Genomic DNA, 14,124 nt, shown 5'->3' on the forward strand with positions numbered 1-14,124 from the left:
AAGCGTGGAGAGAACCGGGGGTGTCCGTCAGGCCGCCTTCTTGATGCGGTCGCGCAGCGACTGGATCTGCTGGGTGAGCGAAATCAGTTCGGGCACCGAGCACTGCGCGGCGGCCATCAGGCATTCGGGCACGTTGGCGGCGCGGGTCTTGAGCTTGCGGCCGGCGGTGGTGAGCGTGATGTGGACGCGGCGCTCATCGGCCGCGTCACGCACCCTGGCCACGTAGCCGTTGGCTTCGAGCCGCTTGAGCAGCGGCGTGAGCGTGCCGGAGTCGAGCGAAAGGCGTTCGCCGAGCGCGGAGACCGTGGGGCTGTCCTGCTCCCAGAGGGCGAGCATCACGAGGTATTGGGGGTAGGTGAGCTGCAGCTTCTCCAGGACCGGCTTGTAGAGGCGGGTCATGGCCAACGAGGCGGAATAGACGGCGAAGCAGAGCTGGTTGTCCAGCTTGAGCATTTCGTCCGAGGCATGTGGAGTGCGCATGGGTTGAATTGTAGCGTGCAATTCAATTGCGTGCAATGTAATTATTTTGGATTCTTTGGAGGTGGCTGTTTCCCGAGGCCGGGGCGAGACCCGGCCCCGGAACTCAAAACAAGGTCACCCCCGAAACCTCTTCCGAGTCAACCCCAGAGCAATCCAGAAAGCCGCAACCGCATAAACAGCCAACACCACCGCATGCCGCCACCACCCCACAGGCCATTGGTCCATGAACAGCGGCCGCACCAGCGCCACGGCATTGGTCAACGGCAGCCAGGCGGCCACGGCCCGAACAGCCGCAGGCAATTGCTCCAAAGGAAAGAACACGCCGCTCAGGAACATCATCGGCGTCATGAACAGCGTGAAGTAGTAGGTGAAGAAGTCGTAGCTCTTCGCCAGCGCGTTGAAGATCAGCGCAATGGACGAGAAGGTGATGCCCGCACCGATCAGCACCATCCACGCGACGATCAACTTGGGGCTGTGGCTGATCCCCAGACCGAGCATCACGAACAGGATCGCGGTCACGGTGAAGATCGACTTGAAGGCGGCCCACAGCATCTCCGCCAGCACGATGTCGTCGAGCCCGACCGGCGCATTCATGATGCCGTCCCAGGTCTTCTGCACCTGCATGCGCGAGAACGCCGAGTACAGCGCCTCGAAGCTCGCGGCATTCATCGCGCTCATGCAGATCGACCCGCTCGCGAGGAACAGGATGTAAGGCACCTTCACGCCATCCACCGACACCTGCCCCACCAGCGCTCCCATGCCGTAGCCGAAGGCCACGAGCCAGATCAAGGGCTCGGCGATGTTGCCGATGAGGCTCGGTATCGCGAGCTTTCGCCACACGAGCAGGTTGCGCAGGAAAACCGGCCACCAGCGCAGCGAGAGTTCGGGCGCGCGCCACACCGAAGGCGATGGCGGCGTGGTGCCGGTTGCTGTTGTTGGTTTTGCCGTCGTCGTGGTGTTCATTGACTAGCCCTCCTGGCGGATCTGCCGGCCCGTGAGCTTGAGGAAAAGGTCTTCGAGGTTCGCGGGCCGATGGAAGGTGCGCAGGCGCCCGTGCCGCGTCAGCGCATCGAGCAGGCGGCGCGCATCCTGCGTGTAGAAGAACACGGTTTCCCCGCTCACTTCCACGCGTGCCGCCATGGCCTTGAGTTCAGGCGACTCGGCCAGCGAGAGCGCGCCGTTGCCGTACACCTCGACCACATCGGGCTCCAGGTGTTCCGCGATCAGGTCGCGCGGCCGTCCTTCGGCAATCTTTCGGCCGTGGTCGAGCACCAGCAGGCGCGAGCACAGGCGCTCGGCCTCGTCCATGAAATGCGTGGTCAGGAGGATCGACTTGCCTTGCTGCAGCAGCACCTGCAGCCGCTCCCACATCAGGTGCCGCGCCTGCGGATCGAGCCCGGTGGTCGGCTCGTCGAGCAGCAGCAGCTTGGGGTCGTTCACCAGCGCGCGCGCCAGCGAAAGGCGCCGCCGCATGCCGCCCGACAGTTCGCCCGGCTTCGCGTTCGCCTTGTGCGAGAGGGCGGCGAACTCCAGCAGCTGCGGCACGCGTTCGCTCGCCTGCGCCTTGCTGAAGCCGAAGTAGCGACCGTACACCACGAGGTTCTCGGCGCAGCTGAAGTCGGGGTCGAGCGTGTCGAACTGCGAGACCACGCCAAGCTGCGCCTTGATGGCCAGCGCATCGCGCGGCATCTGCAAGCCCAGTGCCGAGATCTCGCCGCCGTCGGGCGTGGTCAGGCCCAGGCACATGCGGATCGTGGTGGTCTTGCCCGCGCCGTTCGGGCCGATCACGCCAAGGCATTCACCGGGCGCGATCTCGAACGACAGGTCGTCGACGACGGTGGTGTCGCCATAGCGCTTGAGGAGACGGCTGGCGTGGAAGAGGGGGGTGGAAGAGGAGGACGGCACGCGGCCATTCTGGCCCAGCCTCGCGACACTTGCCGCCATCGCTTCAACCGATGGACATCCCCTGCGCGTTCGCACCGGCTCCCGGCCATTGGCGCCCTACATCCGCAGGCCGCTGAACTCGGTCTTCATCCAGTCGATGAAAGCCCGCGTGCGCGCCGGCAGCAGCCGCGCGTTCGGGTAGATCACGCTCACCGGCCGCGGTGGCGGTTCGTAGTCTTCCAGCACAAGCTTCAACCGACCTTGCGCCACGTACGGCAGCACCTGATACGAGAAGAAGGTGCCGAAGCCCATGCCCGCGGCACACGCTTCCACGGCAGGTGCGAGGTGGTTGAACTCCAGGCGGTTGCTGGGCGTCACGCTCACGGTCTTGCCGCGCTCGTGAAACTGCCACTGCGGCGGCGCGTCGATGCGGCCGCGCACGCAGGGGGCGCCGGCAAGGTCGCGCGGATGCCGCGGCGTGCCATGGAGGGCGAGGAAGTCCGGGCTTGCCGCCACCACGCGCCGGATGGTGCCGAGTGTCTGGGCCACGAGCGATGAATCCTGCAGCGGGCTGATGCGGATGCCGATGTCGATGTTTTCCTCCAGCAGGTTCACCGTGCGGTCGTACAGCAGCACGCTGCAGCGCACCTTGTCGTAGCGTTTCATGAAGCGCGTGATGGCCGGCGCCACGTACATGTGGCCGAACAGCACCGGCGCGGTGATGGTGAGCAGGCCCGCGGGCTCGTGCGCTTCCGCCTTCAGCGCGAGGTCCGCGGCGTCGGCCGCGAGCAGCACCTCGCGCGCGCTGGGCAGATAGTGGCGGCCTTCCTCGGTCAGCGAGAGGCGGCGCGTGGTGCGGTGGAACAGGCGCACGCCCAGGTGCGCCTCGAGCGCGGCGAGCGAGCGCACCACCGCGGGCAGCGAGCTGCCCATCGATTCGGCGGCACGGGTCAGGCTGCCCTGCTCGGCAATCTGCACGAAGGTCTGCATGGCTTTGAAGCGGTCCATGGCGCAATTAAACCGGAAAACGCAGCAGTTAAATCCAGGAATGGCTATTCATTCATTTGCCGCAAGAGAGAAGAATCCGGACCACGCCCTCCATCCATTCCAAAAAGGACCTCTCCATGAACGCCGTTGCCAGACTTCCCGCACAACCCATCAAGCTCTACGGCAGCGCCATCTCGGGCCACGTGCACCGGGTGCGGCTGTTTCTCTCGATGCTCGGCCTGCCCTTCGAGAGCATCGAGCTCGACCTGCGCCAGCGCGCCAGCCGCACGCCCGAGTTCCTGGCGCGCAATCCCTTCGGGCAGGTGCCAGTGATCGAGGACGGCGAAGTCACGCTGGCCGATTCGAACGCGATCATGGTCTACCTCAATGAACGCTACGCCTCCGACCCGGCGGCCTGGATGCCGCGCGACCCGGTGGGCGCGGCGCGCGTGCAGCGCTGGTTCTCGGTGGCGGCCGGCCCGCTGGCCCATGGTCCCGCCGCGGCGCGCGTCATGGCGCTGTTCGGCCTGGCCGTCGATCCGACCGAGACGGTGACGCGTTCGCACGCGCTTCTTGCGGTGATGGAGATCCACCTGGCGCAGCAGCCCTTCCTGGCCGGCCCCTCCGCCACGCTGGCCGACATTGCGAACTATGCTTACGTTGCGCATGCGCCCGAAGGCGGCGTGTCGCTCGAACCGTATCCGCATGTTCGGGCGTGGCTCGCGCGCGTGGAGGCCTTGCCCGGTTTCGTGCCGATGGTGCGCACGCCTGTCGGGATGGCGGCATGATCTCCGCGCCGTTCCATGCGGGCGAGCGCGCGCTGCAAGCCCAGACCGGCTGGCGCGATCGGATGGAGGCCGCGGGCCCGCGCGTGATCCGCGACTACATGCCCGACCAGCACCGCGAATTCTTCGCGCAGCTGCCGTTCCTCGTGGTCGGCAGCCTCGATGCCAGCCTGCAGCCCTGGGCCAGCGCGCTCGCGGCGCCCGCAGGGTTCGCACATTCGCCCGACCCAACGCACCTGCGCATCGATGCGCTGCCGGCGGCCGGCGATCCACTGGCCGGCCAGCTCGCGCAAGGCGCTTCGCTGGGCCTCCTGGGCATCGAGCCCCACACGCGGCGGCGCAACCGCATGAACGGCACGGTCGAGTCGCTCGATGCCGCGGGCTTCATGGTCGAGGTGCAGCAGAGCTTCGGCAACTGCCCGCGGTACATCCAGGCGCGCGAGCCCGTGTTCGCGGCCGCGCGCAACAACGCCGCCGCGCCGCCGCTGCAGCGGCTCGAAACGCTCGATCTGGCCGCACAGCGGCTCATCGGCAGCGCGGACACGCTGTTCATCGCCACAGCGTACCCGGAAGAAGCGGCGGCCGGCGACGATGCCGATGCAAGGTCGCACGGTGTCGACGTGTCGCACCGCGGCGGCCTGCCGGGCTTCGTTCGCGTCGATGAAGGCGGCGTGCTGACCGTGCCCGACTTCAACGGCAACCGCTTCTTCAACACGCTGGGCAACCTGGTGGCCCATCCGCGCGCGGGCCTGCTCTTCGTCGACTTCGACAGCGGCGAACTCCTGCACGTGGCGGCCACGGCCGAAATCGTGCTGGACGGCTCCGAGCTCGCCCGGTTCGAAGGCGCCGAGCGCCTGCTGCGGCTGCATGTCGAACATGCATTGCGCCGGCCCGCCGCGCTGCCGTTGCGCTGGGGCGATGCCGAGCTGTCGCCGCATCTGGCGGGCACGGGGCGCTGGGCCCGTCAATGAAAGACGGGAATGCGCGCGTTGGCCGAAGGCCGATAACTCCAGCCGCGCGCGCGTAGCGCATCGAGATCGGGCGTGCGGTCCAGCAAAGCCTCGAGTCCTGCCGCCGCGAGCGTGCAGGCCAGCGCCTGCCCCGGACAGGCGTGCACGCCGTGGCCGAAGCCCAGCATGCGGCGCCGCGCGCGCACGAGCATGAAGCGGTCGGGGTCGGGGTTGAACCCCGGGTCGCGATTCGCGGCCGCCAGCACGAGCAGCACCGCATCGCCGGCCGCCAGCGTCGTGCCGGCGATGGTGATGGGTTCGACCGCGAAGCGGCGCGTGTTCTGGACCGAAGGGTCGTGCCGCGCCGTCTCCAGGGCGATGGCCTGCAATCCGTCGCGCGTTCGCGCGGTGTCGCGCAGCGCAGGCTCGCACATGATCGCGATGAGGCTGTTGCCCAGCAAGCCCGCCGTCGCATCGCAGGTTTGCGAGAGCAGGCCGACGAGGTTGGCGAGCAGGGAGCGCGAGAGGGAGGCACCGGCATCGCTTTCGGCCAGCACCGCCGCGAGCAAGGTTCCGTTTCGCGCTGGCGCGCATGCGGCCAGGGCTTCGAATCGAGCCATGAGTTCGCCCGCCGCAACGCCGGCGCCTTGCAACTGGTCGGCGGTGGAGAGCGGCGACAGGCATGCGACGAAGTCGCGCATCCAGCCGTCGACCTGCGGCAGCGCGTCGTCGGCAAAGCCGAGCAGATGGGCCACGGCCCGCACCGGCATCGAGAACAGCGCATTGGACAAGGGTTGTGCGGGCACGCTGCGTGCGACCTGCAGGGCCGCCGAGTGAGCGGCATCCAGGTCCAGCCCGGCCAGGGCACGTTGCAGCGCGGGCCGGTGCGCCTGGTGCGCGGCGCCATCGTTCATGCGCACCAGGTGGCCGAACACTTCGCCCGCCGCGCCGCCCACGATGGCACGCGGCACCGGCTCGGCGGCCGGCCGCACGCGCAGCGCGCCGTGTGCGAGCAGCAGCGATTCGATGACCTCCGCGCGGCTCGCGACCCACGCGTGCAACCTCTCGTTCCACACCAGCGGCGGACCCGCGCGAAGCTCGGCATAGAAGGGATAGGGGTCGGCATGCGTGGCGGCCGCGACCGGGTCGACGGGTGTATCGGCGAAAGAGGCGGGGCTGGTGGTGGGGCTCGGATTCATGAGCCGCAGTGTGCAATCGAAGCCGCCGCCACACTTCGCTCATGAACGAAGTGTGGGTTGCGGCAGCGTCTTAGGATCGGCGCATGGACACGCACTCCTCATCGAACGCCGATTTCCAGCTGGCACGCCTGGCCGGCGCCATTGCCGAGCCCGCGCGCGCCCGCATGTTGAGTTGCCTGATGGACGGCCACGCGCGCACCGCCACCGAGCTTGCCGCCGTGGCCGAGGTGGCCGCCTCCACCGCCAGTGCGCATCTCGCGCGCCTGAAGGAAGAGCGGCTGGTCGAGCTGCTGGTGCAAGGCAAGCACCGCTATTTCCGCCTGGCCGGCGACAACGTTGCGGCCGCGCTCGAGAGCCTCATGGTGGTGGCCGGCGCACCGCGCGCCGCCGAGTTCAAGCCGAGCACGCCAAGCAGGCTGCGCACCGCGCGCACCTGCTACGACCACATGGCCGGCACGGCCGGCGTCGCGCTGCACGACCGGCTGCATGCGCAGGGCTGGCTGAGCGGCCTGCAGAGCGGCTCGTACGAGCTTACGCCCGAAGGTGCCATCGCGCTGGAGAGCCTGGGTGTCGAGATCGACGCGGTGCGCCGCTCGCGCAGGCGCTTTGCCTGTGCCTGCCTCGACTGGAGCGAGCGCCGTCCGCACCTGGGCGGCGCACTCGGCGCGGCGTGGCTCCAGCTGTCGCTGCGCCGCGGCTGGGTGCGCCAGGCGCTCGACGGGCGCGAACTGACGCTCACGCCCAAGGCGCAGCGCGAGATGCCGGAGCTGTTCGCCTGAAGGGCTTCGTCAGGCCTTCAGTTTGAGCAGGTAGATCATCGGCCCGGCCATGGCCAGGTCCAGTTCGAGGAAACTCTCGAAATCCTTGCCCGCCATCCAGTACGCATCCCAGTTGTTGCGCTTGATGGTCTTCTGCCACACGTCGGCGGTGGTGGCGCGGTGCACGGCTTCGAGCAGCACGGCCTTGCGGTCCGCGGGCACCTTCTTGCCGGTGAGCACGCCGCGCCAGTTGGCAAGGTCGGCGTCCACGCCCTGCTCGCGCACCGACGGAATGCCGAGGAACGGCCGCTTCGACGACACGCCGATGGCGCGCAGCTTGCCGCTGGCCAGGCTCTCGCTGAATTCGCTGAAGCCCGAAATGCCCGCCACGGCCTTGCCGGTCGTGAGTGCCTCCACCACCTGGGCGCCGCCGGGGTACGGCTGGTAGACCAGGTTCGCGGTGTTGCCGGCCACGCGCGCCAGCATGCCGGCGTACATGTGATCCACCCCACCCGCCGAGCCGCCGGCGATGACGGTCTTGGCCGCGTCGGTGCGCAGCTGGGCGATCAGGTCCTTCGGCGTCTTGATGGGCGAGTCGGCCTTCACCGCCACCACTTCGTAGTCGCTGGTGAGGCGCGCGACGGGCGCGACCTGCGCCATGGTGACGGCCGGCTTCTGCAGGGCCACTGCACCGACCATGACCATGCCGCTCATCAGCAGCGTGTCGGGATCGGCATCGTATTTTTCGACGTACTTGGCCAGCCCGATGGTGCCGCCCTTGCCGCCGATGTTTTCGTAGGTCACCTCGCCCGCGGCGCCCGAGGCCAGCAGCGCCGCGCCGAGCGCACGGCCGGTCTGGTCCCAGCCGCCGCCTTCGTTGGCCGGAATGACGATGCGCAGCTTGGAAATCAGTTGCGGCTCGGCCGCCCCGGCCGAACGGGGCCACAGAGCGGCATGCCCGGCACCCGCGACGGCGGCCGCGCCCGCCATCCATGCGTTGAAATTGCGGCGCGAAAGGCTCGTGGGCAGTGAACGAGGCATTTTGTTTCCATTTGTTCAGAACAGTAACTGAATGATGTCCGCGAAATGCGTCAAGCGCCTACCCTTAAAAGTAGGTGTAAACCCTAGGTCGAGGCCAGGAAAGTGCGAACTATTACTGAAAAGCGACCTCGGCGAAGCTGCGCAGCTTGCGGCTGTGCAGGCGTGTGGAGCCTTGTTCGCGAAGGATGTCGATGGCCCGCATGCCGATGCGCAGGTGCTGCTCCACGCGTTCGCGGTAGAAGTGATTGGCCATGCCGGGCAGCTTGATCTCGCCGTGCAGCGGCTTGTCGCTCACGCACAGCAGCGTGCCGTAGGGCACCCGGAAACGGAAGCCGTTGGCCGCGATGGTGGCGCTTTCCATGTCGAGCGCCACCGCCCGGCTCTGGCTGAAGCGGCGCTGCGGCTGGTTGCCGGGCAGCAGTTCCCAGTTGCGGTTGTCGGTGCTCGCCACCGTGCCCGTGCGCATGATCTTCTTCAGGTCGGGCCCTTCGTAGCGCGTGACGTCGGCCACCGCTTTTTCCAGCGCGAGCTGGATTTCCGAGAGCGCCGGAATCGGCACCCACAGCGGCAGTTCCTCGTCGAGCACATGGTCCTCGCGCACATAGGCGTGGGCCAGCACGTAGTCGCCGAGCTGCTGCGCGTTGCGAAGGCCCGCGCAGTGGCCCAGCATCATCCAGGCATGCGGGCGCAGCACGGCGATGTGGTCGGTGATGGTCTTGGCGTTGGCCGGGCCGACGCCGATGTTCACCATGCTGATGCCGCTGCAGTCCTCGCGCACCAGGTGGTAGGCAGGCATCTGGGGCAGGCGCGGCGGCGCCGTGCCCTGGCTGCCGTCGAGCAGGCCGCCGTAGTTGGTGCTTGCGCCCGCGGGCAGCCCGCGCCGGCGCGTGATCACGTTGCCGGGCTCGACGAAGGCGACGTACTCGCTTTTTTCGTCGGCCATGGCCTCATGTCCGAGGCGCACGAACTCGTCGATGTAGAACTGGTAGTTGGTGAACAGCACGAAATTCTGGAACCACTCGGGAGCCGTGCCGGTGTAGTGCCGCAGCCGGTGCAGCGAGTAATCCACCCGCGCCGCCGTGAAGAGCGAGAGCGGCTGCGCCTCGCCGGCCTGCGCCTCGTAGGTGCCGTTGGCAATGCCGTCGTCCATCACGCCCAGATCGGGCAGGTCGAACACGTCGCGCATCAGCGCGCGCCGCTCCTCGCTCATCGTGCCTTCGATGTGGTCGTTCTCGGCGAACGAGAAGTGGATGGGAATCGGCTGTGTGCTGGTGCCGACCTCGATGTCGACCTGGTGGTTTTCGAGCAGCAGGCGGAACTGGTCCAGGTAGTAGCGCGAGAAAAGATCCGGCCGTGTGAGCGTGGTCTCGTAGCGGCCCGGCCCGGCGACGAATCCGTAGCTCAGGCCCGCGTTCGCCGGCGGCGTATGGCGCGACACGGTGTGCGTGTGCACCCGCACGAAGGGGTAGCAGGCCCGTACCCGGCCCGGCAGCGCCTCCCCGGCCACGAAACGCAGCATCGACTCCCGCAGGTGCGCCAGGCCAGCCTGGTAGATCGACTTGACCTGTTCGAGAGCGGCGGCGGCGTCGGTGAAGCGGGCGGGAGCGACGAAAGTGGGCATGTAGGGCATGACGGCATTGTGCAATGCCGCCGCGGCCAGATCAGCTGATATCGCCGCGCAGGTATTCGCGCAGCAACGAGCCCGCCATGGCCGCCTCGCGCTGCAGTATCAGCTGCATCTTGCGCAGCACCATGTCGCAGTAGAGGTCCGGATGCGCTTCGCGCCACTGGGGGTCCTTGGTTCGGACCGCGTCGTCGCCGAATTCGCCCTTCATCTGCTCCATCACCAGCCGGTATTCGGTCTGGAGCGCCTGCAGTTCGACGTGGGGGTCGCTGCGAACAGGGTCGTTGCGCATGCCCGCCGAGGCGGAAGCGTAGACATCCGCGACCGCCTTCATGAAGGCGGTGTTGCCCGCGTCGCTCAGCACTGGCTCGGAAAGTGGATGTGGCACGCCCCGGACGGGGTAAAGAGTGCGAACGCACTTCTGCGGATCGGACGCCTTCATCTGCTGCAGCACGTCGCGCATGAGGTGGGCCCACATTACGGCCGTGGCCTGGTCGACGAAGCCCAGCCGCTCGCGAACCAGCGTGGCGAACAGGGGGCGAATGCGTACGAAGGCGTCCCCGAGCTTCACCCCGCTGCCGACTTCGCTGCCCAGCGCCGCCTGTACCTTGGCCGCATCGCTCGGTGCGTATTTCCGGATGGCTTCGTACGCGGGGTTCGCGCTCAGCTGTTCCCGGACCTTGATCTCGGGATTGATGCGCGACTGAACCGACGGCAAGCGGCTGATGCCCCACGTCGCGGCCGCGAAGATGGCAAGGAACAACAGGAACTGCCGCACCAGGCTGCCGTCCTCCGGCGACTGGTCGCGGTTCGAGACGCCCACGACAACGCCGGCAATCACTGCGCATACGGGCAACAGCAGCAGCACGACGGCGTAGCTCAGCCACAGGCCGGCTTGCTGGCCGGCAGGGATTGCGAACATGCTGTTGCCGCTCATCGTGGGTCCCCGGCTTTCTTCACGATGCCTTGGCGCCAAGCAGGCCCACGCGCCAGCCGGCGTCGCGCAGCAACCGGTTGGTCCTTGCACTCAGGTAGACCAGGGCTATCAGGTTCACCAGGGGAACGAAGGCCAGCACCATGAACAAGATCTTGCCCGAGGTGCCGAGGCCCAGCCCGGAGCAGATGCGCACGATGCCGAACAGGCTCACCGCCGCCGTGGCGATGTACAGCGCCGAAGCAATCAGCGGCGGGATCGATCCTCCCCGTGCGGCTGCCGACAGCACGAAGTTCGCGATGAGGCAGTAGATGACCAACTTCTGCCCGCTCGCAACGAGCGATAGTGGCAGCTCCTGTTCGTCGTGCAGATCGGCAGCTTCCCGGGCCGGCTGGCGGGCCCCAGGCCGGCCGCGGCCTTCTGTCGCGGTTGCAGCCGCCGGTGTCCCCGTGGGCAGGGCGCCAAGAACTTCCCAGCCGCGCGAGCTGAATATGTACAGAAAGCTCGACACCCGGTGCTCCCCTGCCGCATCGTGCAGGCGTGAGGCCATGCGCGAGAGCTCCTCAGTCGCGGCGCTGTCGCCGGCATCCGCGAAGAACAGGCTGCCGCGCCGCGGTATCGCTGCGACCACGCCCCTTGGAAAGGCCTGCAGCTGGGTGCGCCAGAAGCCGCGATCCAACAGGTAGCTGGCATCCGTGTCTGCGTCGCCGCGGCCCGTGAACTGGTAGACGCCCTGGCCGAACAGCGCATGCTTGGGCGCGCCGCGCGCGCGGCGCGAGTTCACGGTGACCTGCGTCATCGCGAGTTGAGGTGTCAGGTTCAGGCGTTGCAGGTCGGCCTCCTTGGCGACCGCATTGGTGCCGTCGGACGCCGTGAACATGAAGCGCAGCTGCAAGTCGCCCAGGTAGTCGTATACCGCCGGTGGGTTGCCGCCTTCGACGGCCGGCGCACTCAGTTGCTCGATGCGCTGCTCGCTTGCCTTGCCGCGCTGGAACGCGACGGACAGGTTCTCGCGCAGGCGAAGGGCGGAGACGCTCATGGCAGAAACTCTGGGGTAGGGGGTGGAGAACGATGGGCCGCGCGCATTGTGCCCGGCTTCAGACCGTTAACCTCGACAGCTTTCCATCAACAACCGACAAAGGTGAAGCAATGAAAGTCGCAGTCATGGGCGCCGGCGCAGTCGGTTGCTACTACGGCGCCATGCTGGCGCGCGCGGGCCACGAGGTGGTGCTGATCGGCAGGCCCTCGCATGTGGAGGCCATGCGCGCCAACGGGCTGCGGCTGGAGACCAAAACCTTCGATGAGCACGTGCGGCTCGGCGCGAGCACCGAAGCCAGCGCGGTGCAGGCCGCCGACCTGGTGCTGTTCTGCGTGAAGTCCACCGACACCGAGTCGGCCGCGGCGCAGATCAAGCCGCATCTCTCGCCCGATGCGCTGGTGCTCACGCTGCAGAACGGCGTCGACAACGACGAGCGCGTTCGCTCGGTGCTGCCGTCCAACGACGTGGCCGCCGCCGTGGTCTACGTGGCCACCGAGATGGCCGGGCCGGGCCATGTGAAGCACCATGGCCGCGGCGAACTGGTGATCGCACCTTCACGCGCGAGCGGGCAGGTCGCGCAACACCTGGCCGCTGCCGGCGTGCCCACGCAAATCTCCGACAACGTGCGCGGCTCGCTCTGGGCCAAGCTGGTGCTGAACTGCGCCTACAACGCGCTCTCGGCCATCACCCAGTTGCCCTATGGCGAGTTGGTGAAGGGCCAGGGCGTTGCCGAAGTCATCCGCGACGTGGTGGCCGAATGCCTTGCCGTCGCCAAAGCCGAAGGCGTCGCCATACCCGGCGACACCGGCGCCGCCGTGCGCGGCATTGCGCAGACAATGCCCTCGCAGTACTCATCGACCGCACAAGACCTCGCGCGCGGCAAGACCAGCGAGATCGACCATCTCAACGGCTTCGTGGTGCGCCGCGGCGAGGCGCTCGGTGTGTCCACGCCCGCCAACCGCGTGCTGCTCGTCCTGGTGAAGCTGCTCGAAGGCAAGCAGCAGAAGGCCGGCCTCTAGCCCGGCATCGGTTCGCGCATCGTCACGAACTCTTCGGCGGCGGTCGGGTGGATGCCCACGGTGCTGTCGAACAGCGCCTTGGTCGCGCCCGCACGCATGGCCACGGCAAAGCCCTGCACGATCTCGCCCGCGTCGGCGCCCACCATATGGAGGCCGACCACGCGGTCTGTGGCCTTCTGCACCACCAGCTTCATGAAGGTGCGTTCGCTGCGGCCCGAGAGCGTGTGGCGCAGCGACTTGAATTCGCTGGAGAACACCGTGACATCGCCGAACCTGGCGCGCGCGTCGATCTCCGTGTAGCCGCAGGTGCCGATGTTCGGATGCGTGAACACCGCCGTCGGGATGTATTCGTAGTCGAGTGCGCGCTTGCCTTGGCCGAACAGGGCATCGACCACCACCATGGCCTCGGCCAGCGCCACCGGCGTGAGCTGCACGCGGGTGGAAACGTCGCCCACCGCATAGATCGACGGCACCGAACTGCGGTAATTCGCATCGACCGCGATCGCGCCGCGCTCGTCGAGCGCCACGCCCGCGGCCTCCAGGCCGAGGCCCTGCGTGTTGGGCACGCGGCCGGTGGCAAAAAGGACCGTGTCGGCTTCGATCTGCTGCCCGCGCGCGAGCGTGACGACGAGCCCGTGCGGCCCGCGCGCGATCGACGTCGCCTCGATGTTGAGCCGCACGTCGACGCCCGCCTTGCCCATTTCGTGCGCCAGGAACTGCCGCACGTCGTCGTCGAAACCGGTGAGCAGATGCGCACGGCGATGCAGCTGCGTCACCTTGGCGCCCAGGCCGTTGAAGATCGACGCAAACTCGCAGGCGATGTAGCCGCCGCCCACCACCAGCAGGCGTTTCGGAAAAGGACTGAGATCGAACATCGCGTCGGAGCTCACGATGTGCTCTCGCCCCGGAATCTCCGGCACGAAGGGCGTGCCACCGGTGGCCACCAGCAGGTGGCGGGCCGTGTGGCGCCGGCCGTCGATTTCGACCGTGTGGGCGTCGACCAGCTGCGCCCAGCCCGTGAGCAGCTTGACGCCGGAATTTTTCAGCAGCGAGGCATACACACCGTTGAGCCGCGCGATTTCCTTGGCGCGCTGCGTCTTGAGGTAGGCCCAGTCGAACTGCGGCGCTTCCGGCAGCTTCCAGCCGTAGCCTGCGGATTCCTCGAAGGATTCGGCATAGCCGGCTGCGTAGCTGTAGAGCTTTTTGGGAATGCAGCCCACGTTGACGCAGGTGCCGCCGAGTTCGGCCGCCTCGGCCAATCCCACGCGCGCGCCCTGCTGAGCCGCCATCCGCGCGGCCCGGACGCCGCCGCTGCCGCCGCCGATGACGAAAAGATCGAAGTCGAATGTGCGCATGGAAAAGACTCTCCTTGGCGGCGACTGTAGCCGCCGTCCGGAGGCGCCGGTGTTGGCGGGGCTTGCGCG

The 14,124-nt window shown here is 67.7% G+C and carries 14 protein-coding genes; 4 read left to right on the top strand and 10 right to left on the bottom strand.

The genetic code is table 11. The features are described from left to right. Positions 1-27: 27 nt before the first annotated feature. The 4 genes from ACAM55_RS01145 to ACAM55_RS01160 form a co-directional block, all read right to left on the bottom strand. A complete protein-coding gene (locus ACAM55_RS01145) occupies positions 28-480 on the bottom strand; it encodes a MarR family winged helix-turn-helix transcriptional regulator (RefSeq protein ID WP_369654299.1) in 453 nt (150 codons plus the stop codon). A gap of 114 nt (positions 481-594) precedes the next feature. Beyond that, on the bottom strand, positions 595-1,443 hold the full coding sequence (locus ACAM55_RS01150; protein ID WP_369654300.1) for an ABC transporter permease: 849 nt from the start codon (positions 1,441-1,443) through the stop codon (positions 595-597). A 3-nt stretch (positions 1,444-1,446) separates the two neighbouring features. Next, entirely contained in the window at positions 1,447-2,424 is a 978-nt protein-coding gene (locus ACAM55_RS01155; RefSeq protein ID WP_369654301.1) for an ATP-binding cassette domain-containing protein, read from the bottom strand. A gap of 57 nt (positions 2,425-2,481) precedes the next feature. Then, entirely contained in the window at positions 2,482-3,372 is an 891-nt protein-coding gene (locus ACAM55_RS01160) for a LysR family transcriptional regulator (protein WP_369654302.1), read from the bottom strand. Between the two features lie 116 nt (positions 3,373-3,488). On the opposite strand from ACAM55_RS01160, the gene ACAM55_RS01165 reads away from it, so the two are divergent. Both ACAM55_RS01165 and ACAM55_RS01170 read left to right on the top strand, forming a co-directional pair. Beyond that, positions 3,489-4,139 carry a glutathione S-transferase family protein gene (locus ACAM55_RS01165; protein WP_369654303.1) on the top strand — a complete coding sequence of 217 codons (651 nt, stop codon included), beginning with the start codon at positions 3,489-3,491 and terminating at the stop codon, positions 4,137-4,139. Further along, positions 4,136-5,107, top strand: coding sequence for a pyridoxamine 5'-phosphate oxidase family protein (locus ACAM55_RS01170; RefSeq protein ID WP_369654304.1), 972 nt, complete (start codon positions 4,136-4,138; stop codon positions 5,105-5,107). The genes ACAM55_RS01165 and ACAM55_RS01170 overlap by 4 nt, the downstream gene beginning before the upstream one ends. Here the strand turns inward: ACAM55_RS01170 and ACAM55_RS01175 are convergent. Next, positions 5,101-6,285 carry a cytochrome P450 gene (locus ACAM55_RS01175; RefSeq protein ID WP_369654305.1) on the bottom strand — a complete coding sequence of 395 codons (1,185 nt, stop codon included), beginning with the start codon at positions 6,283-6,285 and terminating at the stop codon, positions 5,101-5,103. The genes ACAM55_RS01170 and ACAM55_RS01175 overlap by 7 nt on opposite strands. Positions 6,286-6,368: 83 nt before the next feature. On the opposite strand from ACAM55_RS01175, the gene ACAM55_RS01180 reads away from it, so the two are divergent. Next, complete coding sequence (locus tag ACAM55_RS01180; protein WP_369654306.1) at positions 6,369-7,064, top strand: ArsR/SmtB family transcription factor; 696 nt, start codon at positions 6,369-6,371, stop codon at positions 7,062-7,064. Positions 7,065-7,073: 9 nt separating this feature from the next. Here the strand turns inward: ACAM55_RS01180 and ACAM55_RS01185 are convergent, their stop codons facing one another. From ACAM55_RS01185 to ACAM55_RS01200, 4 genes are all read right to left on the bottom strand, one after another. Next, complete coding sequence (locus ACAM55_RS01185) at positions 7,074-8,084, bottom strand: Bug family tripartite tricarboxylate transporter substrate binding protein (protein ID WP_369654307.1); 1,011 nt, start codon at positions 8,082-8,084, stop codon at positions 7,074-7,076. A gap of 112 nt (positions 8,085-8,196) precedes the next feature. Further along, positions 8,197-9,714: an AMP nucleosidase gene (locus ACAM55_RS01190; protein WP_369654308.1), complete on the bottom strand. Its 1,518-nt coding sequence runs from the start codon at positions 9,712-9,714 to the stop codon at positions 8,197-8,199. Between the two features lie 31 nt (positions 9,715-9,745). Further along, positions 9,746-10,645, bottom strand: a complete 900-nt coding sequence (locus ACAM55_RS01195; protein WP_369654309.1) for a hypothetical protein — start codon at positions 10,643-10,645, stop codon at positions 9,746-9,748. A gap of 19 nt (positions 10,646-10,664) precedes the next feature. Beyond that, positions 10,665-11,681, bottom strand: a complete 1,017-nt coding sequence (locus tag ACAM55_RS01200; RefSeq protein ID WP_369654310.1) for a hypothetical protein — start codon at positions 11,679-11,681, stop codon at positions 10,665-10,667. 110 nt (positions 11,682-11,791) lie between these two features. Here ACAM55_RS01200 and ACAM55_RS01205 point away from each other — a divergent pair, with 110 nt between their 5' ends. Continuing rightward, positions 11,792-12,700, top strand: coding sequence for a ketopantoate reductase family protein (locus ACAM55_RS01205; RefSeq protein ID WP_369654311.1), 909 nt, complete (start codon positions 11,792-11,794; stop codon positions 12,698-12,700). Here ACAM55_RS01205 and gorA read toward each other — a convergent pair. Further along, a complete protein-coding gene (gene gorA, locus ACAM55_RS01210) occupies positions 12,697-14,055 on the bottom strand; it encodes a glutathione-disulfide reductase (protein WP_369654312.1) in 1,359 nt (452 codons plus the stop codon). The two genes, ACAM55_RS01205 and gorA, sit on opposite strands and share 4 nt — an antisense overlap. Positions 14,056-14,124 lie beyond the last annotated feature (69 nt).

The organism is Variovorax sp. V213 (genome assembly GCF_041154455.1).
Classification (GTDB): domain Bacteria; phylum Pseudomonadota; class Gammaproteobacteria; order Burkholderiales; family Burkholderiaceae_C; genus Variovorax.